This window comes from Micromonospora sp. CPCC 205739 (genome assembly GCF_036906795.1).
Lineage (GTDB): Bacteria > Actinomycetota > Actinomycetes > Mycobacteriales > Micromonosporaceae > Micromonospora.
The window spans coordinates 91,851-113,743 of sequence record NZ_JBAKHS010000010.1 but is presented as its reverse complement, the minus strand read 5'-3'; the positions used below and the strand labels follow the sequence as shown (position 1 = coordinate 113,743).

Here is a 21,893-nt window from a genome sequence, read left to right as displayed (position 1 = left end):
GCGGGTGGGTCAGGTCTGGGGGCCGCGGACCCCGGTCTTCGGGGGGCGCATCGTGGCCACCGGGGCCGACCAGCGTCGCCGCAGCGCAATCAGCCGCAGGGCGACGACCAGCACCGCCGCCGCGGTCAGGGGGAGGGTGGTGGCGCGGCCGGCCGCGTCGAGCAGGGCCACCGCGATCGCGCCGGCCAGCGCGGCCACCGCGTAGATCTCCCGGCGCAGCACCACCGGGATCTCGGCGGTGAGCAGGTCCCGGCCGAGCCCGCCGCCGATGGCGGTGAGCATGCCGATCACGCAGGCGCCGACCGGCGGCACCTGTGCGTCGAGCGCCTTGAGCGTGCCGGTGACGGTGAACAGCCCCAGGCCCGCCGCGTCCAGCACCAGCACGGTGGTGCGCAGCCGGGCCAGTTGGGGGTGCAGCCAGAACACGGCGGCGGCGGTGACCGCGGCGGTGGTGGCGTAGCGCCAGTCGGCGAAGGCCAGCGGCGGCACCTCGTCGATGGCCAGGTCGCGGACGATCCCGCCGCCGAGGGCGGCGACGAATCCCACGAAGACGACGCCGAAGAGGTCGAGCCGTTTGGCCACCGCCGCCGAGGCCCCGGAGGCGGCGAAGACCGCCACCCCGGTCAGGTCGGCGAAGAGCAGGGCGGTGGAGGTCGTCACACCGCCGAAGGGTACGTGGGCGGCCGGACCGGCCGCCGCGGATCACTCACCGTACGAGTCGTAGATCTCCTTGCACTTCGGGCAGACCGGCGAGCCGGGCTTGGCGGCCTTGGTCACCGGGAACGTCTCGCCGCAGAGCGCCACCACGTAGGTGCCCATGACGGCACTTTCGGCGATCTTCTCCTTGCGGACGTAGTGGAACATCTCCGGACCGGTGTCCGCGTCCTTCAGCTCCGGCCGTTCGAGAATCTGTGTGCTCACTGTTGACACCTCCAACTTTTTAGTTTGGCAGGTCGGTGGGGGGCGGTCCACCGCAGCCCACCCGAGGGCGGCCCGTACGGTAACGGAGGTGACCAACTTTCACACCCGTCTCGGCGCCGAGGTCGCCGACGCCCTGCGCGACGGCCGACCCGTCGTCGCCCTGGAGAGCACCATCGTCTCGCACGGTCTGCCCCGACCGGACAACCTGCGAGTGGCCCGCCAGATCGAGCGGGCCGTACGGGAGGCCGGCGCGGTGCCGGCCACCATCGGCATGGTCGGCGGCGAGCTGGTGGTGGGGCTCGACGACGCGCAGCTGACCCGCCTCGCCACCGTCGACGGAGTGAGCAAGCTCTCCGTACGCGATCTGGCGGTGGCCGCCGCCACCGGCGCGGACGGCGCCACCACGGTGGCCGCGACCAGCGCGGTCGCCGCGGCGGCCGGGATCGGCGTCTTCGCCACCGGCGGGCTGGGCGGCGTGCACCGGGAGGCCGCGCAGACCTTCGACGAGTCCGCCGACCTGGTCACCCTGGCCCGGACGCCGATCGCGGTGGTCTGCGCCGGGGTCAAGTCGATCCTCGACGTGGGCGCGACGCTGGAGCGGCTGGAGACCCTCGGCGTCGGGGTGGTCGGTTACCGCACCCGGCGCTTCCCGGGCTTCTACCTCACCGACGCCGGCTTCGACCTGGACTGGTCGGTGGACTCCCCGGAGCAGGTGGCGGACGTGCTGGCCGCCCGGGAGCAGCAGGGCGTGCACGGCGGCGGGCTGATCGTGGCCAACCCGCTGCCGACCGACGAGCAGCTCGATCCGGCGCTGCACGACCGGACCCTGGCCGAGGGCCTCGCCCGGCTCGGCCGTGAGGGGGTGACCGGCAAGGCGGTGACCCCGTTCCTGCTGGCCCACTTCCACTCGGCCACCGAGGGCGCCAGCCTGGCGGTGAACGTGCGGATCATCCTGCGCAACGCCGACCTGGCGGCCCGGATCGCCGTCGCCGCGGCCACCCGCCGCACCGACTCCCCGGCATGACCGGCCCGTCCCGGGTGGTCGTGGTCGGTGACCTGATCACCGACGTGGTGGCGGTGCTCGCCGGGCCGCTGGCCACCGGCTCGGACACCCCGGCGGCCATCCAGGTCAGCGGGGGCGGTCAGGCCGCGAACACCGCGGCGTGGATCGCCGCGCAGGGCGTTCCGGTGACGCTGGTGGGCGCGGTCGGTGACGACAGCGCCGGGCGGGACCGGGTGGCCGAGCTGGAGCGGGTCGGCGTGACGTGCGCGGTCGAGGTGCACCCGGGCGCCGCCACCGGCACGGTGATCGTGCTCGCCACCGCCGGGGAACGCACGATGGTCACCGAACGTGGCGCGAACCTGCGCCTGACGGTCGGGCACGTCGAGCGGGCGCTGGCCGCGGCGCCCGACGCCGGGCACCTGCACCTGTCCGGGTACTGCCTGCTGGACGCCGCGTCGCGACCGGCCGGGCTGGCGGCGTTGGCCGCCGCCCGGGCGCAAGGGCTCACCACCAGCGTCGACGCGGCCTCCGCGGCGCCGCTGCGGCGGGTCGGCGCGGCGGCCTTCCTGTCCTGGGTACGCGACGTCGACCTGCTGCTGGTCAACGCGGACGAGGCGGGTGTGCTGGCCGGTGGGCTGGACCCGGGGGCGCAGGCGCGGGCGCTGTCGGCGTCGGCCCGGCGGGTGGTGGTGAAGCGGGGCGAGGCCGGCGCGGTCTGGGTCGACCGGAGCGCGACGGTCAGCGTGGCGCCAGCCCGGCGGGTCGCGGTGGTGGACGTCACCGGCGCGGGGGACGCCTTCGCGGCGGGCCTGCTGACCGCCTGGCTGGGCGGCGCGGAGCCCCGGGGCGCGCTGGGCCGGGCCGGCGACCTCGGCGCGCTGGCCGTCTCGACGGTGGGCGCCCGGCCGACGGCCTGAACCGCGGACGCCACACGAGGCGAACCCGGCATGACGCGAACGGGGGCAATGACGCGGGCGGGCGCCGGACCGGAGGGTCCGGCGCCTCCGGCGGTCAGGGTTCGACGTCGATGACCTTGTGCGGCCGTTCCTCGGCGGTCAGGCTCATCGGCGGGGTCTCGTCGCGCCGGTTGGGCTGGAACTTCGCCGCCAACCGGTGCTGCTCCTTCGGCGGGCGGTCGTTGGCCAGCAGCACCGCCAGCCACGGGATGAGCACCATCCCGACGCCGCAGAGCGGCAGCCAGAGCCAGAGCAGAGGGGCCTTCGCGCCGACCAGGATCGCACCGACGATCACGCAGGCCACCCGGATGCCCATCATCAGCACGTACCGCTTCTGCCGGCTGCTGAGCTGGTCGTCCTGGCTGCGCGAGGCGTCGGTGATCAGAATCGGCTGGTACGCCTGACGCTTCACCACGGACCTCCTCGAGGGGATTACGACCCATCCTGTCACTCCCCGGCCGTGATCAGCGAAAATCGACTCAGCGGAACGCGTGTTACGCTCGTGGTACGCTCCGCGCGTGGGCAGCCGGTTCAGCTTCACCGACGAGGCGTTGGCCAACCTGCGGGTCTACGACGTCACGCCCGGGGAAGTCTGGGAGGCCCTGCACAGCACCCGCCGGGTGATCCGGCACCTGGGCGACGACGTGATGGTCGTCTACGCGGCGAACCGCCGCGGCAGGCGGCTGGCCGTGCTGCTCGCCGAGGCCGACGGCACCGACAACGACTGGGACATCCTCTCCGCCCGCGACCTGAGCGACGTCGAGGCCAAGCGCTACGACGAGGCCGTGCGGAGGGATCGCCGACGAGGAGGCGGTCACGATGAACCGTGACGAGGCGACCAAGCGGTTCCACGGCGGCGACGACGCGTTCGCCGACCTGATCGACGAGAGCCAGCCGGTGGAACTGCCCACCCCCGACAGCGACGTGCCGATGGTCAGCCGCTCGGTGCGCCTGCCGGTGGAGACGTACGAGCGGGTCCGCAAGGCCGCCGACGCCCGGGGCATCGGCGTCACCACGCTGATGCGGCAGTGGATCGAGGCCGGGCTGGCCGACCTGGACGACTCCGCCACCGTCTCCCTGGCCGACGTGCGGCGGGCGCTGGCCGCGCTCTCCCGCCCGACCGCCGCCTGAGACCGGCCGGGCCTGCGCCCGCACGTCACAGGGGTGACGCGGGTCGTTCGGGGGGACGGCCGTAGGCCCGCACGGCGTCGGCGACGGCGATCCCGGCCAGCACCACCGCGCTCAGCGCGAGCAGGCCGACCGGCGGCAGCCACGACGCCATCGGGACCAGCCCGAGCAGGAGCACCGCCCCGACCACCCGGCTGCGCGACACCCGCCCGAAGATCTCGTACTCGAAGCGGGCCCGGGCGACCAGGAAGATCGCCGGGCCACCCGCCACGAACACCGCCCAGCCCAGCGGGGTACGCCCGGACGGGTGGGCGATCACCAGCTCGTAGCCCACGCCGGTGAGCAGCACACCGCCCACGATCAGCAGGTGCGTCCAGCTCGCCGACTCCCCCAGCACCCCCGGCGAGCGGGCCACCCTGATCGCCTCGGTCAGCACGTGCCCCGCCCGGTGGAAGTAGATCCGCCACAGCAGCGCGGTGGTGACGAACGACAGGGTGAAGCCGAGCGCCTGGCCTGCCGTGAAGTCGCCCACGCTGGCGGTCATTCCGATGACCAGGATCGTCTCGCCGAGCGCGATCAGGAAGAACTGCTGGTACCGCTCGGCCAGGTGCTCCCCCATCACCGCCCAGCCCGAGGTGCGCACCGTCCCGCGCCCCGGCACCGGCCAGCCGAGCGCCAGCCCGGCGTAGTCCCAGGCCAGGGCGAGCGTCCACAGCACCTCCTGGGCCGGCGGCAGCAGCGCGCCGAGCAGCCAGGGCACCGCCCCGACCGCCGACCAGAGCATGATGCGTCCGGTGACCGCCCGGCGCGGGTGCCCGCCCAGGACCAGGGTGAGCAGCAGCGGCCGGCCGACCTGGATCGCCACGTAGCCCACCGCGAACAACAGCGCCCGCTCGGCGAACGCCCGGGGCAGCGCGACGGCCATCACCATACTGGCGAACATGGAGGCGACCACCACGAACTGGATCACGCTCTGCTCCGGCTCGTACCGGCTGGTCACCCAGGCGGTCAGCGACCAGACCAGCCACAGCGCGAGGAACAGCAGCACGGTCTGGGCCGCCTGACGGACCACGTCCGGCGGGTTGGCCGACACGTCGTCGATCAACCGCCGCGAGACGCGGGTCAGCGCGAAGACGAAGACCAGGTCGAAGAAGAGCTCCAGGAACGTGGCGCGCGGCGAGCTGATGGCGCCCCGCAGCAGCGCCGCGCCCCGCCCGTTCGTCATCGCCCACCCGTCGCCGCCGTCGCGGATCTCAACGAGCCGGCACGCGGGCCGGTTGCGTCAGCCCTTCGCCGCCTTGGCCGCCGCCTTCGCGGCCTGCTTGAACTCGCGCACCCGGCGCAGCGACTCCGGGTCGGTGATGTCGGCCACCGACCGGTACGCGTCCGGTTCGCCGTACCCGCCGGCGGCCTCCCGCCAGCCGTCCGGGCGCACGTCGTACCGCTTGCCGAGCAGGGCCACGAAGATCTGCGCCTTCTGCCGGCCGAAGCCGGGCAGCTCGCCGATCCGGCGCAGCAGCTCCCGACCGTCGGCGACGTCCGACCAGAGCCGGGCGGCGTCGCCGTCGTACCGGTCGACCAGCACCTGGCACACCTGCTGGACCCGGGCGGCCATCGCCTTCGGGAAGCGGTGCAGCGCCGGCGGCCGGGCGAAGACCTCGACCAGCGCCTCGGGGTCGTACTCGGCCAGCTCCCGGGCGTCCGGTTCATGCCCCAGCCGCTGCGCCAGCACGTACGGCGAGGTGAACGCCTTCTCGAGCGGGATCTGCTGGTCGAGGACCATGCCGGTGAGCAGGGCCAGCGGGCTGCGCTCGAGCAGCCGGTTGGCCTCGGGGTCGATGGGCAGCGAGAGCGTCATGGGCCCATCCTGCCGGTCGGCGCGGCCGGCGCGGCGCCGACTCCCCGGGTGGGCACCGGCCCCACAGGGACACCAAGGTTAGGCTGTGCTAACTTCTCCCCCGTCGGCGGAGGGCCCGCCGGCCGGAGCCGAAGGAGTGCCGCCGTGACCGTCACCGCCCGCAGGTCCCTCGCGGCCGCCCTCGCCGCCGGCCTGCTCTCGATCGGCCTGGTCGCCTGCGGCTCCGGCGAGGACAACGCCGCCGACCCCGGCAAGCCCGGCGACAAGAGCATCACCGTCTACAGCGGACGCAACGAGCAGCTGGTCAAGCCGCTGCTCGACCGGTTCACCGCGCAGACCGGCATCACCGTGAAGACCCGGTACGCCACCACCGCCCAGCTCGCCGCCCAGCTGGTCGAGGAGGGCGGCAAGTCCCCGGCCGACGCCTTCTTCGCCCAGGACGCCGGCGCCCTCGGCGCGGTCGCCAAGCGGGACATGTTCGCCCCGCTGCCCGCCGCCGACCTGGAGAAGGTCCCGCAGTCCTACCGGTCCCGCAACGGCCAGTGGGTCGGCGTCAGCGCCCGCTCCCGGGTGCTCGCCTACAACGCCGACGCCGTCCCCGCCGCCGAGCTGCCGAAGTCGGTCTTCGAGCTGACCGACCCGAAGTGGAAGGGCAAGATCGGCCTCGCCCCGACCAACGCCTCCTTCCAGGCGTTCGTCACCGCGATCCGGGTTCAGCACGGCGACCAGAAGGCCAAGGACTTCCTCGCCGGTCTCAAGGCCAACGAGCCGCAGATCCGGGACAACAACGTCAAGATCGTGGAGGACGTCGACCGGGGTGCCATCCCGGTCGGCCTGGTCAACCACTACTACCTCGGCGAGGTGGCCAAGGAGAAGGGCACCACGCCGGACGCGCTGAAGGCGAAGCTGCACTTTTTCCCCGGCGGGGACACCGGCGCGCTGGTCAACGTCGCGGGCGTCGGCGTGCTCAAGCGCTCCGCCACCGACCCGGACACGAAGGCCTTCGTGGACTTCCTGCTCAACCCGGAGTCGCAGCGGTACTTCGCCGAGCAGACCTTCGAGTACCCGGTGGTGACCGGGGTCGCCGCCCCGGCCGGCGTACCGCCCCTGGCCGACCTGGACAGCCCGGACATCGACCTCAACGACCTGGACACGCTGGACGCCACGATCGGCCTGATCAAGGACTCGGGGCTCGTACCCTGACCGCCCCGACCACCACCTCCGGCGCAGGGCCGGCCCGTTCCGGGCCGGCCCGCTTCGGCGGACCCGGGTCGTTGCGGCGGCTGGCGCCGCGCCCGACGCTGCTCGCGGCCTCGACCGCCGCGGTCGCCGTGGCCCTGATCCCCCTGGTCTATCTCGCGGTACGCACCGCCGAGGCGGGGGCCGAGCGGATCGTCGCCGAGCTGTGGACCGAGCGGGTCGGGCTGCTCGCGGTGCGCAGCCTCGGGCTGGCCGCCGTCGTCACCACCGCCTGCGTGCTGCTCGGCGTCGGCGCCGCCTGGCTGGTCACCCGCACCGACCTGCCCGGCCGGCGGGTCTTCGCGGTGCTCGCCGCGCTGCCGCTGGCCGTGCCCACCTACATCGCCGCGTTCGCCTGGGTCTCGCTCTTCGACCGGCTGGAGGGGTTCTGGCCGGCCGCGCTGGTGCTGACCCTCTGCTCGTACCCGTACGTCTTCCTGCCGGTCGCGGCGGCGCTGCGCGGCGCGGACCCGGCCCAGGAGGAGGTCTCCCGCTCGCTGGGCCGGGGCGGCTGGCGCACCTTCACCGACGTCACGCTGCGCCAGATCCGGCCGGCGACCGCCGCCGGGGCGCTGCTGGTCGCGCTCTACGTGCTGGCCGACTTCGGGGCGGTGTCGATCCTGCGCGCCGACACCTTCACCCGGGCCATCTTCGTCGCCTTCGACCTGGGCTTCGACCGCACCGGCGCGCTGGTGCTCTCCAGCGTGCTGGTGGTGCTGACCATGCTGCTGCTGGCCGGGGAGACCGCCACCCGGCGGCGCGGCGCCCGGTACGCCCGGCTCGGCGGCGCCCGCCGTCCGGCCGCCCGGCTGCGCCTCGGCCCGGTCCGCTGGCCCGCCCTCGCCGCGCTGCTCGCGGTGGGCGCGCTGGCGCTCGGCGTGCCGGCGGTGAGCCTGGCCCGTCGGCTGGTCAGCGGGGTGTCCCGCCCTGGCGCGCTCGGCGAGGTGGCCACCGCCGCCGGCAACTCGCTCTGGCTGTCGCTGGCCGGCGCCGCGCTGACCATGCTGCTGGCCCTGCCGCTGGGACTGCTCACCGCGCGCGCCCCCGGCCCGCTGGCCACCGTGCTGGACCGGCTCGCCTACCTGGCCCACGCTCTGCCCGGCGTGGTGATCGGGCTGTCGCTGATCTTCTTCGGTATCAGCGTGGCGTATCCGCTGTACCAGACGCCGTGGCTGCTGGCGCTGGCGTACGCGACGCTCTTCCTGCCGCTGGCCGTCGGCGCGGTGGCCGGCGCCGCCGCCCAGGCCCCACCCGGCCTGGAGGAGGTGGCCCGCTCGCTGGGGCGCGGGCCGCTGGCCGTGCTGCGCACGGTGACCCTGCCGCTGACCCTGCCCGGGATCGGCGCGGGGGCGGCGCTGGTCTTCCTCACCGGCATGAAGGAACTCCCCGCCACCCTGCTGCTGCGCCCCACCGGCACCGACACCCTGGCCACCGAGCTGTGGACGGCCACCTCCGTCGGGGCGTACGCGGCCGCCGCCCCCTACGCGGCGCTGCTGGTGGTCATCTCGGCACTGCCCACCTGGTGGCTGGTCGCCCGGGGCGGCCTGCTCGACAAGGAGGACCGATGAGCGAGGTGACACTGACCGGAGTGGTCAAGCGGTACGGCCGGGTGACCGCCCTGGACGGGATCGACCTGACCGTTCCGGCGGGCGCGCTGACCGCGGTCCTCGGCCCGTCCGGCTGCGGCAAGACCACGCTGCTGCGCTGCCTGGCCGGCTTCGAACGCCTCGACGCCGGCCGGATCGTCGTCGAGGGGCGCGAGGTGGCCGGCCCGGGTCGGCACCTGCCGGCGCACCGCCGCCGGATCGCCGTGGTGCCGCAGGAGGGCGCCCTCTTCCCGCACCTGAGCGTGGCGGCGAACATCGCGTACGGGCTGGACCGCGCCGACCGGCGGGGCGACCGGGTGGACGAGGTGCTGACCCTGGTCGGGTTGGCCGGCTACGGCGACCGGATGCCGCACCAGCTCTCCGGCGGCCAGCAGCAGCGGGTCGCGGTGGCCCGGGCGTTGGCCCCGCGCCCGTCGCTGGTGCTGCTCGACGAGCCGTTCAGCGCGCTCGACGCCGGGCTGCGCGCCGGGCTGCGGCACGACGTCCGGGAGGCGCTGCGGGCCGACGGGGCGACCGCCGTGCTGGTCACCCACGACCAGGGCGAGGCCCTGTCGGTGGCGGACCGGGTGGTGGTGCTGCGGTCCGGGCAGGTGGTGCAGTCCGGCGCGCCGACCACGCTCTACCGGGAGCCGGCCGACCCATGGGTGGCCGGGTTCGTCGGCGAGGCGGTGCTGCTGCCCGCGGTGGCGTCGGGCGGTACCGCACGCACGCCCCTGGGCACCCTGTCGATCGCCGGTACCCGGGCTGACGGTCCGGTGACCGTGCTGGTCCGGCCGGAGCAGCTGCGCCTCGCCACCGCGCCGGGCGCCGACGCGGTGACCGCGACCGTGCTGCGGCACGACTTCCACGGCCACGACGCGCTGGTCGCCCTCCGGCTGGCCGACGACACCCGGGTCGTCGCCCGGGTGTGGGACGACGCCGACCCGGTCGGAGTCGGCGCCGAGGTGGCGGTCCGCGTCGAGGGGCCCGTCCGGGCCTGGCCCGCGACGCCGGTGCCGGCGCCGGCCGCGGTGGCGGACCCGCGCCCCGTCCATCCGGTCGCCTAGCGCACGGGACGCGGCCCGGTGGACAGGGGTGGTGTCCACCGGGCCGCGCCGGACGGGTGCCGTCAGTTGACGACGAAGAGCAGCCGGTTCGGCGAGCCCGTGCCCGGGCTGGTCACCTTGCCGGGGGTGGCGTTGGTGGTCAGGTAGCTGGCCACCTGCGCCGGGGTGTACGACGGGTTGGCCGAGAGCACCAGCGCCGCCGCGCCGGCCACGTGCGGCGAGGCCATCGAGGTGCCGCTGATGGTGTTGGTGGCGGTGTCGCTGGTCCGCCAGGCGGACAGGATGCTCGACCCCGGCGCGAAGATGTCCACGCAGGAGCCGTAGTTGGAGTAGGAGGCGCGGGCGTCGGTGCGGGTGGTGGCGCCGACGGTGATTGCGGCGGCGGCCCGGGCCGGGGAGTAGCTGCACGCGTTGGCGCTGGAGTTGCCCGCCGCCACCGCGTACGTGATGCCCGAGTTGATCGAGTTGGTCACCGCGTTGTCGATGGAGCTGCTGGCGCCGCCGCCGAGGCTCATGTTGGCCACCGCCGGCTTGACCGCGTTGGCGGTCACCCAGTTGATGCCGCTCACCACGCCGGTGGTGCTGCCGCTGCCGGAGCAGTTGAGCACCTTCACCGCGATCAGGCGGACCTGCTTGGCCACGCCGTACGCGTTGCCGCCGACGGTGCCGGCGACGTGGGTGCCGTGGCCGTTGCAGTCGGTGTTGTTGCTGTCGACGGTGTTGGTGCCCCAGCTGGCCCGGCCACCGAAGTCGGCGTGGGTGGTCCGGATGCCGGTGTCGATGACGTACGCCCGGACGTTGGAGGCGGTGTTCGGGTACGTGTAGCTGGCGTTCAGCGGCAGGTTGCGCTGGTCGATCCGGTCCAGGCCCCACGGCGGGTTGGCCTGGGTGCCCTGGACGGTGACCACCCGGTCCTGCTCGACGTACGCGACGGCCGGGTCGGCGGCAAGCCGGCGGGCCTGGCTGGCGCTCATCTTCGCGCTGAAGCCGGTGAGGGCGGCGCTGTAGACGTCGGCGACGCTGCCGCCGTACCGCTTGGCGAGGGTGGCGGCGCGGTCCGGCACGGCGGTGCGGGCGGCGAGGGTGTTCGCGGCGCCGACCGCGTCGGTGCGGAGCACGACCAGGTAGCTGCCGCTGATCGCGCCGGGGGCGGACGCGCCGCGGACCTCCCCGGTGGGGGCGGCGAGGGCGGGGGTGGAGGCGGCGACGGAGAGGGCCGCCGCGGCGGCCGCGACGGCGACGGCGCGGATCGCGCGGCGCCGGGGGACGGGCAGAGCTGACATCGTCTGACTCCCTACCGGTGTGCCCGGACAGGCTGGTGGCCGCCGGGACGCCCATCGACGGATGTTGGGGCAGATGCTAGCCACACATCGATGTTCATAAAAGAGATAACGACCAATCAATACAGCTCGCGGTATGGATGTCCCGGGTGCCGACCGATAGACCAGAACCGGGAGGCAGGATGGCGACGTGGAACGACACGACATGCTGCTCTCCCCCGCCGGCGTCGAGGCGCTGCGGACCGCGCTCAGCCGGGCGGGCTTCACCTCCAACGGCATCGCCGACCGGCTCGGGCCGCAGGCCACCGGTGGGGTCGCCCGCAACGACTTCCGCGCCGCGCTGCGCGCCACCGAGGACCGCGATCCGCTCGCCACGCTGATCCGGGTCTTCATCTGCGACCAGACCGAGTCCGAGGCGGCGGTCGCCGCCGCGCTCGCCCCGCTGGACCTCGCCGAGGCGCTCGCCGGCGGGCTGGTCGAACGGCACGGCGACGGCCTGCGCGCCGGGGTCGACCTGGAGCCGTACGGCGACGACTGGTGGGTCCTCGCCGACGTGCCGGCCAGCGCCCGCCCCGGTCGGCCGCTGCACAGCGAACACGTGCTCGGCATCGGCGGCGCCACCCAGACGCTGATCGGCGCCACCGTCCGCCGGCCGGTGGAGACCGCGCTGGACCTGGGCACCGGTTCCGGCGTCCAGGCGCTGCACCTGGCCACCCACGCCCGCCGGGTCACCGCCACCGACCTCTCGGAGCGGGCGCTGCGCTTCGCCGCCACCACCGCCGCGCTCAACGGGCAGGACTGGGAGCTGCTGCGCGGGGACCTGGTCGCGCCCGTCGCCGGTCGCCGCTTCGACCTGGTGGTGAGCAACCCGCCGTTCGTGGTCGGCCCCGGCACCACCACCCACGTCTACCGGGACTCCGGGCGGGTCGGCGACGCGATCGGCGCCGAGCTGGCCGCCGCCGCGCCGAACCTGCTCACCGAGGGCGGCACCATGCAGTACCTCGCGAACTGGGTGCACGTGGCCGGCGAGGAGTGGCACGAGCGGGTGACCGGCTGGTTCGCCGGCACCGGCCTGGACGCCTGGGTGATCCAGCGCGAGGTGGCCGACCCGATGGCGTACGTCAACCTCTGGCTCACCGATGTCGGCGAGGCGGCCGACCCGCAGCGGATGGCGGCCTGGCTGGACTGGTTCGACGCGCACAAGGTGGAGGCGATCGGCTTCGGCATCGTCTCGCTGCGCCGGTCCGGGCACGCCGACCCGGTGGTCCGGGTGGAGGACCTGCGCCAGCGGGTGGAACCGCCGATGGGCGACCGGGTCGCCACCTGGTTCGACCGCCAGGACTTCCTCCGGGTACGCGACACCGACGCGCTGCTCGCCGAGCGCTACCGGGCCGCCGAGGGACTCCAGCTGCGGCAGGAGGCCACCATGGGCGAGGAGGGCTGGGCGGTGGACCGGCAGGTCCTCACGATGCCCCACGGGCTGCGCTGGAGCGAGGAGATCGACCCGCTGGTGCTGGCGCTGGTCGGCGGGTGCGACGGCCGGCTGGCCCTGGGTGACCAGCTCGCCCTGCTCGCCGCCGCGCACGACGTCACCCCGCAGGAGCTGGCCGAGGCGGCCGGCCCGATCGTGGCGCACCTGGTGGAGCGCGGCATCATCGAGCCGGTGACGGCATGACGCCGGCGACGCGGGCGGTGCCGGGCGGTCGACGGGTGCTCGGCTGATGCGCGCGGTGGTGCAGACCGTCGGCCGGGCCAGCGTCACCGTCGACGGTGAGGTGGTCGGATCGATCAGCGACGGGCTGCTGGTGCTGCTCGGGGTGACCCACGCCGACACGCCGCAGGTGGCGCAGACCATGGCCCGCAAGATCCACGAGTTGCGCATCCTCGACGAGGAGCGCAGCGCCGCCGACACCGGCGCCCCGATCCTGGTGGTCAGCCAGTTCACCCTCTACGGCGACGCGCGCAAGGGCAGACGCCCCACCTGGACCGCCGCCGCCCCCGCCGAGGTCGCCGAACCCCTGTTCACGGCGGTCGTCGAGGCGCTCCGCGACCGCGGCGCCAAGGTCGAGACCGGCCGCTTCCGCACCCACATGCTGGTGGAGAGCGTCAACATCGGCCCCCGCACCCTCCTCCTCGACCTCTGACCCCACCCCGGGTGATCATGAAGTTGGCGGCACCGGAAGAGATCCGGACCGCCGCCAACTTCATGATCGCCGAGGTACCAGCCTTGGGTCAGGAGAAGAGGCCGCGGCGTTGGAGGGACTGGCGGAGCCAGGCGTCCAGTTGGGCGGCCCAGTCGGTGCGGTCGAGGGTGGCGTGGTCGACGGTGAAGCGGCCGAAGGCGTCGCGGCCCTCGGTGAAGACGCCGCCCCGCTTGTCCATCTCCAGCACCACCTGGGTCTGCTGCGGGTCGCTGATGAAGGTCAGCTCCAACTGGTTGATCGCGCGGGCGTACTGCGGCGCCGGGTGGAACTCGATCTCCTGGTAGAACGGCAGGCTCTGCCGTACGCCGTAGATGTGCCCCCGCTCGACGTCGGCCCGGGCGAACCGGAAGCCCAGCCGCAGCAACGCCTCCAGCAGCCGCTCCTGCGCGGGCAGCGGGTGCACGGCCACCGGGTCCAGGTCACCCTTGTCGACCGCCCGCGCCACCTCCAGCTCGGTACGCAGACCCATCGTCATTCCGTGCAGGTGCTGCCCGTACAGGTCGGTCAGCGGGGTCTCCCAGGGCACGTCGAAGCGGAACGGGATGTCGTACCGCTGCCCGGGCTCCAGCCGGAACGCGCCGGTCACCTGCCGGCGGCCGAACTCCTGCGTGGTGTCGTACTCGGAGTCGGCGCCCTCGACCTCGACCCGGGTGACCAGGCCGAGGGCCACATAGGAGACGTCCACCTGGTGGTCCCCGCCGGCCACCTGGATCCGTCCCTCCAGCTGACCGCCCGGGCGGCAGTGGGGGTTGGTCAGCACGGTTTCCACCGACGGGCCACCGACACCCATCGCCTGCATGAGCCGCTTGAAGACCACCGCGTCCTCCGTTGCCTGTCCCGGCCGGCCCCGCTGGCCGACCGCTGGCACGGTAACCGGCTCCGGCAAACGGACCCGGCGACGACACCCCACAGGCGACCGGATTGCTGTCGGGTCCCCGATCGCCTCACTCCCGTTTCACGCCCCGGTTGGAAAGCTGTTCGTCACCGGCACCACTGGGGCCGGTACGCGGCACAGAAGCGGACACGGGGAGAGACTGAGATGGCCCTGCAGATGATCGAGAACCAGACGCGCCCGGCCGCCACCATCGACGCCGAGCACGGCACGGAGACCCTGACCGACCTGGACGCCACCGACGAGCGCGGCATCTCCACCGACCTCGTCCGGGCGTACCTGAACGGGATCGGCCGGACGAAGCTGCTGACCGCCGCGCAGGAGGTCGAGCTGGCGAAGCGGATCGAGGCGGGGCTGTTCGCCGAGGAGAAGCTCGCCGCCTGCACCCCGGTCTCCGCCGAGCTGAAGAGCGACCTGGAGCTGATCGTGGCGCAGGGCCGCGCCGCCAAGGACCACCTGCTGGAGGCGAACCTGCGGCTGGTGGTGAGCATCGCCAAGCGCTACACCGGACGCGGGATGGCGTTCCTGGACCTGATCCAGGAGGGCAACCTGGGCCTGATCCGCGCGGTGGAGAAGTTCGACTACGCCAAGGGCTACAAGTTCTCCACGTACGCCACCTGGTGGATCCGGCAGGCGATCACCCGGGCGATGGCCGACCAGGCGCGCACCATCCGCATCCCGGTGCACATGGTGGAGCAGGTCAACCGGATGGTCCGGGTCCGCCGGGAACTGTCGGTCACCCTGGGTCGGGAGCCCACCGTGGCCGAGGTGGCCGTGGCGCTGGAGATCCCCGAGTTCCAGGTGATCGAGCTGATCTCGTACGACCGGGAGCCGGTCAGCCTGGACCAGGCCGTCGGCGAGGACGGCGAGAGCGCGCTGGGTGACTTCGTCGCCGCGGTGGACCCGCGCCAGGAGCCGGGCGACGCGGCCGCCAACGGCGAGCTGCGCAACGAGGTGCGCATCGTGCTGGCCACCCTCTCCCAGCGGGAGCAGGCCGTGATCCGGCTGCGGTTCGGCCTGGACGACGGCCGGCAGCGCACGCTGGACGAGGTGGGCAAGGAGTTCGGCCTGTCCCGGGAGCGGATCCGGCAGATCGAGAAGGTGACGCTGCTGAAGCTGCGCGCCCCGGAGCGGGCGCAGCGCCTGGAGGCGTACGCCTGCTGACCCTCCCCGATCCGAAGGCCCCGGCGATTCGCCGGGGCCTTCGCCGTGTGTCGGCCCGGCGATGTCGTACTCCTCGGGCAGGGTCGACCGTATGAACTGGATGCTGGAAGTGGTGGTGGTACCGGTCAGCGACATCGACCGGGCCAAGGAGTTCTACGCCGACCGGCTCGGCTTCGCCGTCGACCACGACACCCGCATCGGCGACGACGTGCGGATCGTGCAGCTCACTCCCCCGGGCTCCGGCTGCTCGATCGTGATCGGCCGGGGCGCGGTGCCGGAGATGCCGCCGGGCTCGCTCAAGGGCCTGCAACTGGTCGTGCCCGACCTGGAGAAGGCCCACGCGGAGCTGGTGGCGCGGGACGTCGAGGTCAGCGAGATCCAGGTGGTGGGGAAGAACCCCCGGCCGGTGCCGCACCCGCTGGACAACGTCGGCTTCGTCTTCTTCACCGACCCCGACGGCAACGCCTGGGGGGTGCAGCAGATCTCCAGCCGGGGCTGAGCCGAGGCTCAGAGGCGCCGCGGCCCGGTGTCCGGTCGGGCGCCCGCCGCGCCGATCCGCACCCCGGCGTGCAGCACCGAGATGCCGTCCGGCCGGGCCAGCACCGGGTTCAACGTCAGCGACCGGATCCGGGGCTGCTCGTCGGCGAGCCGGCCGACCCGCAGCAGCAGCTCGGCCAGGGCGCCCCGGTCCACCGGCGCGGCGCCCCGGTGCCCGCGCAGCAGCGGCGCGGCCCGCGGCTCGTCGACCAGCTCGGCGGCGTCCCGGTCGGTCAGCGGCACCGCCCGCCAGGCCCGGTCGCCGAGCAGTTCGGTGGCGACGCCGCCGAGACCGAAGCCGACCACCGGCCCGAACGCCGGATCCTCCATCAGCTCCACCACGCACGCCACCCCGGGCGGGACCATCGGCTGGACCAGCACGTCCGCGCCGAAGACCGGAGCCATCTCGGCGTACGCGCGGCGCAGCGCGCCCGGGTCGGCCAGGTCGAGGCGGACGGCGCCGAGGTCGAGGCGGTGCCGCAGGCCGGGGGCGGCGGCCTTGAGCGCCACCGGCCAGCCGAGCCGTTCGGCGGCGGCGACCGCCTCGTCGGCGGTGGCGGCCGGCGCGGAGCCGACCACGTCGATCCCGTACGCGGCGAGCAGCCCGGCCGGGTCGGTGGCGTCGGCGCGCAGCGCGGCCTGCCCGGCGGCGGGGTCCACCCGCGGCAGTTCGGGCAGCGTGCCCGGGTCCCGGCGCAGCCAGGCCGCGTACGTGGTGACCCGCGCGAGGGCCCGCACGGCCTCCTCCACGCTCGGGTACGCCGGCACCCCGGCCGGTACCCGCCCGGCCAGGAACGTCGCCACGGTGGGCTTGCCGGCGGCCAGCGCGGTCGGCAGGGCGCTGGTGAAGTCCGCCTCCTCCATGGTGAGCTGGCCGGGCAGCGGCGGCGCGAAGACGGCGACCAGGGCGTCCACGGCCGGGTCGGCGGTCGCCGCGGCCAGCGCCGTGCCGAACTCGGCCGCGCCGGCGTGCGGGCCGACGTTGCGCGGGTACCCGTCGGCGACGGTGAGCCCCTGCGCGGCGCAGGCGGTGGCGGCGAGCCCGGTCAACGCCGAGGAGTTGCCGACCACGCCGACCCGGGGGCCGGCGGGCAGCGGCTGGTGGGCCAGCAGCACGCCGACGTCGAGCAGCTCGGCGACGGTGTCCACCCGGATCACGCCGGACTGGGCGAAGAGCGCGCTGACCGCGGCGGCGTCCAGCGCCGGCCCCTCGCCGAGGCCGGCCGGTCGGGCCAGCGAGGCGAGCGCCACCACCGGCTTGTCCCGGCCGATCCGCCGGGCCAGCCGGGCGAACTTGCGCGGGTTACCGAAGGTCTCCAGGTAGAGCAGGATCACGTCGGTGCCCGGATCGTCCTGCCAGTACTGGAGCAGGTCGTTGCCGGAGACGTCGGCCCGGTTGCCGGCCGAGACGAAGCTGGACAGGCCGAGGCCGCGCCGCTGGGCCTCGGCGAGCAGCGCCACGCCGAACACGCCGGACTGGCTGAACAGGCCGACCCGGCCCGGGGCCGGCAGGACGGGGGCGAGGGTGGCGTTGAGGCGTACCTTCTCGTCGGTGTTCGCCACGCCCAGGCAGTTCGGGCCGACCACCCGCATGCCGGCGGCGTGCGCGGCGCGGACCAGCGCCCGCTGCGCCGCCGCGCCCTCTGGACCGGCCTCGGCGAAGCCGGCGGAGATGACCACCAGACCGTGCGCGCCGGCGGCGGCGGCGTCCGCGACCACCAGGGGCGCCGCGTCGGGGGCCACGGCGACGACCGCCAGGTCGATGTCGAGACCGGCGTCGGCCGCCGACGGGTACGCGGGCAGCCCGGCCACGGTGGCCGCGCTGGGGTGCACCGGCACGATCGCCCCGGGGTAGCCGCCGTCGCGCAGGTGCCCGAGCACGGCCGCGCCGACGCCCTGGCCGGTGGCGCTGGCCCCGTAGACGGCGATGCCGCGCGGGGCGAGCAGCCGGGCGATCGAGCGCGCCTCGGTGCGGTGCTCCCGGCCGCGCTGCACCTCCAGCGTCGACTCGGTGGGGGCGATCGCGAAGCTCAGGTGCACCACGCCGTCGGCGAACTGGCGCTGGACCTGGTAACCGAAGTCGGAGAAGACCCGCAGCATCGCGCCGTTGGCGGGCAGCACCTCGGCGACGAAGTGCACGATGCCGGCGCGCCGGGCGGCGTCGGCGAGGTGCTCCAGCAGCACCGAGCCGATCCCCCGGCCCTGGTACGCGTCCTCGACCACGAACGCCACCTCGGCCTCCGGGGCCTCCGGGCCGAGCCGCTCGTACCGGCCGACGGCGACGATCCGGTCGCCGGCGAGCACCACGAAGGCCTCCCGGTCGCGGTGGTCAACGTTGACGAAGCGTTGCAGGTCCCGGTCGGGGATGCGCGGGTACGGGGAGAAGTAGCGCAGGTAGCGGGTGCGCTCGGAGAAGCGCGAGTGCATCGCCACGATCTCCGGCCCGTCCTGCGGGCGGATCGGGCGGAGCTGGACGGTGCTGCCGTCGCTGAGCAGCACGTCCACCGGCTGGTCGACAGTGGTCACCGGTCGTCCCCTCCCCCGCCCACCGGGTCAGTCGCGGGGGTCGTACGGGTCGAGCCCGAGCAGCGGGAAGACCGCCTTGCGGGTGGCGGCGATCGCCCGGTCCACCGAGGTCGGCTCGCCGGTCGGCTGCCACGGCTGGTACGCCGGGTCGGCGTCGTCGGTCATCCGCAACGGGATCTCCCGCCCGGGCAGCCGCTTGGCGACCAGTTCCCGCCAGGCCGGCGGGGTCAGGGTGGCCGGCGCGATCGGGTCGCCGGTGGCGACGGCGAGCAGGTGGGTCCACGCCCGGGGCACCACCTCGGCCAGCGCGTACCCGCCGCCGCCGGTGGCGACCCAGCGGCCCTCGCAGAGTTCGTCGGCGAGCGCCCGCAGGGCCAGGTAGGTGGCGCGCTGCCCGTCGACGGTGAGGTGCAGGTCGGCCAGCGGGTCGGCCCGGTGCCCGTCCGCGCCGCACTGGGTGACGAGGATCTGCGGCCGGAACGCGCGCAGCACCGACGGCACGATCGCGTGGAAGGCGCGCTGCCAGCCGGCGTCGTCGATGCCGGGCGGCAGCGGCACGTTGACCGCGCTGCCCGCCGCGCCCGGGCCGCCGGTCTCGTCGGGGAAGCCGGTGCCGGGGAAGAGCGCCAGCGGGGTCTCGTGCAGGCTGACCGTCAGCACCCGCGGGTCCCGGTAGAACATCTCCTGCACGCCGTCGCCGTGGTGCACGTCCACGTCCACGTACGCGACCCGCTCGGCGCCCAGGTCGAGCAGGCGGGCGATGGCCACCGCCGGGTCGTTGTAGACGCAGAAGCCGGCGGCCCGGTCCGGCATGGCGTGGTGCAGCCCACCGGCCACGTTCACCGCGCGGCGGGCCTCGCCCCGCCAGACCGCCTCGGCGGCGGCGACGCTCGCCCCGGCGATCAGCGCGCTGGACTCGTGCATGCCCTCGAAGACGGGATTGTCCGAGGTGCCCAGCCCGTAGCCGGCGAAGAGCGGGTCGCTCGGCGCGGCCCGGACGGCGTCCAGATAGTCCGGCTGGTGCACCCTGGTCAGCAGCGCGTCGTCGGCCGGCACCGGCCTGACCAACCGGACGCCGGGCCGGTCGAGGACGCCCAGTTCGCGGGCGAGCGCCATGGTCAGCTCGACCCGCACCGGGTCCAGCGGGTGCTCGCCCATGTCGTAGGCGAGCAGGGCCTCGTCCCACACCACCACCGTGTCGTCCGACATGGGCTCATCGTCGCACGAGCGCCGCGGGCCGCCCACCGCACGCGCTGCTCAGCGGGGTGCCGTCTCCCCGGTGGCCACCGGCCGGTCCTCCTCGGCCACCCAGTTGCTCCACGAGCCGACGTAGAGCGCGGCGTCCGGCCGCCCGGCCAGGTGCAGGGCGAGCACCGCCTGCGCGGCGGTCACCCCCGATCCGCAGTACGCCCCGACCGGCGTGCCCTCGGCCACCCCGGCCGCGGCGAACCGCTCGCGCAGCGCCTCGACGGCCGGGAAGCGGCCCTCGGTGACGTACTCCGGGGCGGGCAGGTTGACCGCGCCCGGCACGTGCCCGGCGACCGGGTCGATCGGCTCGGTCTCGCCCCGGTAGCGGGGCGCCGCCCGGACGTCGAGCAGCACGCCGGCGTCCGCGGCGGCGAGCCGGGCTGCCTCGTTGGCGTCCAGCACCGGCAGCGCGCCGGGGCGGACGGTCACGTCGCCCGGGGGCGGGGTGGGCGCCTCGGTGGAGGTGGGCAGGCCGGCGGCGAGCCAGGCGGGCCAGCCGCCGTGCAGCAGCCGTACCGGCCGGTGACCGGCCCAGCGCAGGGTCCACCAGGCGCGGGCGGCGGCCATGCCGTCGCCGCCGTCGTACACCACGACGGGGTGACCGGCGCGGACGCCGGCGGCCCGCAGCGCGGCCTGGAGCGCGGCCGGGTCGGGCAGCGGGTGCCGGCCGGCGGCGCCGGGTGCACCGCAGAGCGCGGTGTCCAGGTCGATGAAGACCGCGCCGGGCAGGTGAGAAGCGGCGTAGTCGTCCCGGCCGGGTGGGCCGGTCAGCCGCCAGCGCACGTCGAGCAGGGTGGGCGGGTCGGGCTCGGCGAGCGCGGCGGCGAGCTGCTCGGCCTCGATCAGCGGCTCCTGGGTTCCGGACATGGCGACCAGTCAACACCATCCGGGCAGCGACCTCCCGGTTCGGCACCGGCCGTTGTCGGGGGCTCCGGGGTAGCATCGTGCACCGGAGGGCTGACGTGAAACATGATTTGGTCGACACGACCGAGATGTACCTTCGCACCATCCTCGAGCTGGAAGAGGAGGGTGTGCCGCCGCTGCGTGCGCGGATCGCGGAGCGACTGCGACAGAGCGGGCCCACCGTCAGCCAGACCGTCGCCCGGATGGAGCGCGACGGCCTGCTCACCGTCGAGGGCGACCGGCACCTGACGCTGACCCCGCTGGGTCGCAACAGCGCCGTCTCCGTGATGCGCAAGCACCGCCTCGCCGAGCTGCTGCTGGTCAACGTCATCGGGATGCCCTACGAGGAGGCCCACGAGGAGGCCTGCCGGTGGGAGCACGTGATGAGCGACGCCGTCGAGAAGCGGGTCTACGACCTGCTCAACCGGCCCACCCGGTCGCCGTACGGCAACCCGATCCCCGGGCTGGAGGAGCTGGGCTCGCCGGAGCCCGAGGCCGACACGGCCGAGGGTGAGCGCAACCTGGCCTTCCCCGGCCTCTCCGGGACGGTCGTGGTCCGGCGGATCTGCGAGAGCGTGCAGACCGACGCCGACGTGCTGCGCCAGCTGCACGCCGCCGGGGTCGACCCGGGTGCCACGGTCACGGTCGCCCAGGAGCGGGACGGGGTGTTCATCGACCGCTCGGGCGAGAAGGTCCGGCTGCCCCGCGAGGTCGCGTCCCGGGTCTTCGTCGCCGCGCACTGACGGCTCGGGCCGCCTGCTCCCCGGGGCCACCGCCCCGGTCCGCGCGGGCGGCCCGCTTCCGTTGGCGCGCCCCGCCTGCGAGCCTCACATGGCCCGGGTGTTGATCTTCTTTGCCAGGGCGACCAGCTTGCCGGTCAGCTCCTCGGCCTCGGCCTTCGGTGCGCCACGCTCACACGTCCAGTGCAGGGTGGCCAACCGGCCCTCGGTGGCGAGCCAGCCCACCTCGGCCACCGGCCCGCGCTTCGCCGTCTTGGCCAGGGTGCGGCGGTAGGCGACCCGGCCCAGCTTCGACACCTTCGTCGTCCCCCCGGGCAGCACGTCCGCGTTGAAGGTGGCGACGTCGATCGAGGTGTCGGTGACGGTCAGGGTCAGCTCGGGCATCGCCGCCGACCCGCTGCGTACCACGCAGGTGTGGGTGTCGCCCTTGTCGCTGGCCGCGGCCACGTCGAACCGGACGCCGGTGTGCTCCTCGATCACCGCGAAGTCCAGCAGCCGGCACGCGCCGCCCGAGGAGGCCGCCGCCACCTCGACGGTCACCGGGTCGACCGGCGGCACGGCCACCGGTCGGGGCTGGGCACCGCAGCCGGTGGTCAGCAGGACGGCTGAGGCGGTGAGCCAGATCCGCGCGTGCACGGGGA

23 protein-coding genes are annotated in these 21,893 nt (G+C 74.6%); 12 read left to right on the top strand and 11 right to left on the bottom strand.

The features are described from left to right. Nucleotides 1-9 precede the first annotated feature (9 nt). The gene (locus tag V6U88_RS17080; RefSeq protein ID WP_334454168.1) at nt 10-660 is read right to left on the bottom strand and encodes a trimeric intracellular cation channel family protein; all 651 of its coding nucleotides are present in this window, start codon (nt 658-660) and stop codon (nt 10-12) included. Nucleotides 661-702: 42 nt separating this feature from the next. Beyond that, nucleotides 703-921 (bottom strand): DUF3039 domain-containing protein, encoded by a 219-nt coding sequence (locus V6U88_RS17075; protein ID WP_154942858.1) that lies wholly within the window; start codon nt 919-921, stop codon nt 703-705. Between the two features lie 88 nt (nt 922-1,009). Here V6U88_RS17075 and V6U88_RS17070 point away from each other — a divergent pair, with 88 nt between their 5' ends. Both V6U88_RS17070 and V6U88_RS17065 read left to right on the top strand, forming a co-directional pair. Further along, a complete protein-coding gene (locus V6U88_RS17070) occupies nt 1,010-1,945 on the top strand; it encodes a pseudouridine-5'-phosphate glycosidase (RefSeq protein ID WP_334454165.1) in 936 nt (311 codons plus the stop codon). Further along, on the top strand, nt 1,942-2,841 hold the full coding sequence (locus V6U88_RS17065) for a carbohydrate kinase family protein (RefSeq protein ID WP_334454163.1): 900 nt from the start codon (nt 1,942-1,944) through the stop codon (nt 2,839-2,841). Before V6U88_RS17070 ends, V6U88_RS17065 begins: the two co-directional genes overlap by 4 nt. Nucleotides 2,842-2,935: 94 nt before the next feature. On the opposite strand, the gene V6U88_RS17060 is transcribed toward V6U88_RS17065, so the two are convergent. Then, the gene (locus V6U88_RS17060) at nt 2,936-3,292 is read right to left on the bottom strand and encodes a DUF3099 domain-containing protein (RefSeq protein WP_334454161.1); all 357 of its coding nucleotides are present in this window, start codon (nt 3,290-3,292) and stop codon (nt 2,936-2,938) included. Nucleotides 3,293-3,398: 106 nt separating this feature from the next. On the opposite strand from V6U88_RS17060, the gene V6U88_RS17055 reads away from it, so the two are divergent. Continuing rightward, a complete protein-coding gene (locus V6U88_RS17055; protein ID WP_334454159.1) occupies nt 3,399-3,710 on the top strand; it encodes a hypothetical protein in 312 nt (103 codons plus the stop codon). Continuing rightward, nucleotides 3,700-4,011, top strand: a complete 312-nt coding sequence (locus V6U88_RS17050; protein ID WP_334454157.1) for a hypothetical protein — start codon at nt 3,700-3,702, stop codon at nt 4,009-4,011. Before V6U88_RS17055 ends, V6U88_RS17050 begins: the two co-directional genes overlap by 11 nt. A 25-nt stretch (nt 4,012-4,036) precedes the next feature. Here the strand turns inward: V6U88_RS17050 and V6U88_RS17045 are convergent, their stop codons facing one another. Then, on the bottom strand, nt 4,037-5,233 hold the full coding sequence (locus tag V6U88_RS17045) for a low temperature requirement protein A (protein ID WP_334454155.1): 1,197 nt from the start codon (nt 5,231-5,233) through the stop codon (nt 4,037-4,039). Between the two features lie 57 nt (nt 5,234-5,290). Further along, nucleotides 5,291-5,866, bottom strand: a complete 576-nt coding sequence (locus V6U88_RS17040) for an HhH-GPD-type base excision DNA repair protein (RefSeq protein ID WP_334454151.1) — start codon at nt 5,864-5,866, stop codon at nt 5,291-5,293. A gap of 144 nt (nt 5,867-6,010) precedes the next feature. On the opposite strand from V6U88_RS17040, the gene V6U88_RS17035 reads away from it, so the two are divergent. From V6U88_RS17035 to V6U88_RS17025, 3 genes are all read left to right on the top strand, one after another. Continuing rightward, nucleotides 6,011-7,069 (top strand): iron ABC transporter substrate-binding protein, encoded by a 1,059-nt coding sequence (locus tag V6U88_RS17035; RefSeq protein WP_334454150.1) that lies wholly within the window; start codon nt 6,011-6,013, stop codon nt 7,067-7,069. 71 nt (nt 7,070-7,140) lie between these two features. Then, nucleotides 7,141-8,673, top strand: a complete 1,533-nt coding sequence (locus tag V6U88_RS17030; RefSeq protein WP_334454148.1) for an ABC transporter permease — start codon at nt 7,141-7,143, stop codon at nt 8,671-8,673. Beyond that, entirely contained in the window at nt 8,670-9,758 is a 1,089-nt protein-coding gene (locus tag V6U88_RS17025; protein ID WP_334454146.1) for an ABC transporter ATP-binding protein, read from the top strand. Before V6U88_RS17030 ends, V6U88_RS17025 begins: the two co-directional genes overlap by 4 nt. 62 nt (nt 9,759-9,820) lie before the next feature. Here the strand turns inward: V6U88_RS17025 and V6U88_RS17020 are convergent, their stop codons facing one another. Beyond that, on the bottom strand, nt 9,821-11,041 hold the full coding sequence (locus tag V6U88_RS17020) for a S8 family peptidase (protein WP_334454142.1): 1,221 nt from the start codon (nt 11,039-11,041) through the stop codon (nt 9,821-9,823). Between the two features lie 187 nt (nt 11,042-11,228). Here V6U88_RS17020 and V6U88_RS17015 point away from each other — a divergent pair, with 187 nt between their 5' ends. Together V6U88_RS17015 and dtd are read left to right on the top strand one after the other, a co-directional pair. Then, nucleotides 11,229-12,713 (top strand): DUF7782 domain-containing protein, encoded by a 1,485-nt coding sequence (locus V6U88_RS17015; protein ID WP_334454140.1) that lies wholly within the window; start codon nt 11,229-11,231, stop codon nt 12,711-12,713. Nucleotides 12,714-12,759: 46 nt separating this feature from the next. Continuing rightward, on the top strand, nt 12,760-13,182 hold the full coding sequence (gene dtd / locus V6U88_RS17010) for a D-aminoacyl-tRNA deacylase (protein WP_334454137.1): 423 nt from the start codon (nt 12,760-12,762) through the stop codon (nt 13,180-13,182). 88 nt (nt 13,183-13,270) lie between these two features. Here the strand turns inward: dtd and V6U88_RS17005 are convergent, their stop codons facing one another. Beyond that, the gene (locus V6U88_RS17005; RefSeq protein WP_334454135.1) at nt 13,271-14,059 is read right to left on the bottom strand and encodes a sporulation protein; all 789 of its coding nucleotides are present in this window, start codon (nt 14,057-14,059) and stop codon (nt 13,271-13,273) included. Nucleotides 14,060-14,281: 222 nt separating this feature from the next. Here V6U88_RS17005 and sigB point away from each other — a divergent pair, with 222 nt between their 5' ends. After that, nucleotides 14,282-15,298 carry an RNA polymerase sigma factor SigB gene (gene sigB, locus V6U88_RS17000; protein ID WP_442934643.1) on the top strand — a complete coding sequence of 339 codons (1,017 nt, stop codon included), beginning with the start codon at nt 14,282-14,284 and terminating at the stop codon, nt 15,296-15,298. A 91-nt stretch (nt 15,299-15,389) separates the two neighbouring features. Then, on the top strand, nt 15,390-15,797 hold the full coding sequence (locus V6U88_RS16995) for a VOC family protein (protein WP_334454132.1): 408 nt from the start codon (nt 15,390-15,392) through the stop codon (nt 15,795-15,797). Nucleotides 15,798-15,805: 8 nt separating this feature from the next. On the opposite strand, the gene V6U88_RS16990 is transcribed toward V6U88_RS16995, so the two are convergent. From V6U88_RS16990 to V6U88_RS16980, 3 genes are read right to left on the bottom strand one after another with little or no spacing between them, the layout of a single operon-like run. Next, complete coding sequence (locus tag V6U88_RS16990) at nt 15,806-18,361, bottom strand: bifunctional acetate--CoA ligase family protein/GNAT family N-acetyltransferase (protein WP_334454130.1); 2,556 nt, start codon at nt 18,359-18,361, stop codon at nt 15,806-15,808. A 27-nt stretch (nt 18,362-18,388) separates the two neighbouring features. Then, a complete protein-coding gene (locus tag V6U88_RS16985) occupies nt 18,389-19,570 on the bottom strand; it encodes an acetoin utilization protein AcuC (RefSeq protein ID WP_334454128.1) in 1,182 nt (393 codons plus the stop codon). Nucleotides 19,571-19,618: 48 nt separating this feature from the next. Next, on the bottom strand, nt 19,619-20,476 hold the full coding sequence (locus tag V6U88_RS16980; RefSeq protein ID WP_334454126.1) for a sulfurtransferase: 858 nt from the start codon (nt 20,474-20,476) through the stop codon (nt 19,619-19,621). Nucleotides 20,477-20,571: 95 nt separating this feature from the next. Between V6U88_RS16980 and V6U88_RS16975 the strand changes: the two genes are divergently transcribed. Continuing rightward, nucleotides 20,572-21,255, top strand: coding sequence for a metal-dependent transcriptional regulator (locus V6U88_RS16975; RefSeq protein WP_334454124.1), 684 nt, complete (start codon nt 20,572-20,574; stop codon nt 21,253-21,255). Between the two features lie 84 nt (nt 21,256-21,339). Here V6U88_RS16975 and V6U88_RS16970 read toward each other — a convergent pair whose 3' ends face one another. Then, nucleotides 21,340-21,888 carry a hypothetical protein gene (locus V6U88_RS16970; protein WP_334454122.1) on the bottom strand — a complete coding sequence of 183 codons (549 nt, stop codon included), beginning with the start codon at nt 21,886-21,888 and terminating at the stop codon, nt 21,340-21,342. Between the last annotated feature and the right edge of the window lie 5 nt (nt 21,889-21,893).

What these genes read in the sequence shown, in the direction of transcription:
- V6U88_RS17020 (WP_334454142.1), bottom strand. Translation starts at nt 11,041, where the DNA reads ATGTCAGCTCTGCCCGTCCCCCGGCGCCGCGCGATCCGCGCCGTCGCC.
- V6U88_RS17025 (WP_334454146.1), top strand. Translation starts at nt 8,670, where the DNA reads ATGAGCGAGGTGACACTGACCGGAGTGGTCAAGCGGTACGGCCGGGTG.
- V6U88_RS16995 (WP_334454132.1), top strand. Translation starts at nt 15,390, where the DNA reads ATGAACTGGATGCTGGAAGTGGTGGTGGTACCGGTCAGCGACATCGAC.
- V6U88_RS17050 (WP_334454157.1), top strand. Translation starts at nt 3,700, where the DNA reads ATGAACCGTGACGAGGCGACCAAGCGGTTCCACGGCGGCGACGACGCG.
- dtd (WP_334454137.1), top strand. Translation starts at nt 12,760, where the DNA reads ATGCGCGCGGTGGTGCAGACCGTCGGCCGGGCCAGCGTCACCGTCGAC.
- V6U88_RS16985 (WP_334454128.1), bottom strand. Translation starts at nt 19,570, where the DNA reads ATGTCGGACGACACGGTGGTGGTGTGGGACGAGGCCCTGCTCGCCTAC.
- V6U88_RS17065 (WP_334454163.1), top strand. Translation starts at nt 1,942, where the DNA reads ATGACCGGCCCGTCCCGGGTGGTCGTGGTCGGTGACCTGATCACCGAC.
- sigB (WP_442934643.1), top strand. Translation starts at nt 14,282, where the DNA reads ATGGCCCTGCAGATGATCGAGAACCAGACGCGCCCGGCCGCCACCATC.
- V6U88_RS17045 (WP_334454155.1), bottom strand. Translation starts at nt 5,233, where the DNA reads ATGACGAACGGGCGGGGCGCGGCGCTGCTGCGGGGCGCCATCAGCTCG.
- V6U88_RS16980 (WP_334454126.1), bottom strand. Translation starts at nt 20,476, where the DNA reads ATGTCCGGAACCCAGGAGCCGCTGATCGAGGCCGAGCAGCTCGCCGCC.
- V6U88_RS17040 (WP_334454151.1), bottom strand. Translation starts at nt 5,866, where the DNA reads ATGACGCTCTCGCTGCCCATCGACCCCGAGGCCAACCGGCTGCTCGAG.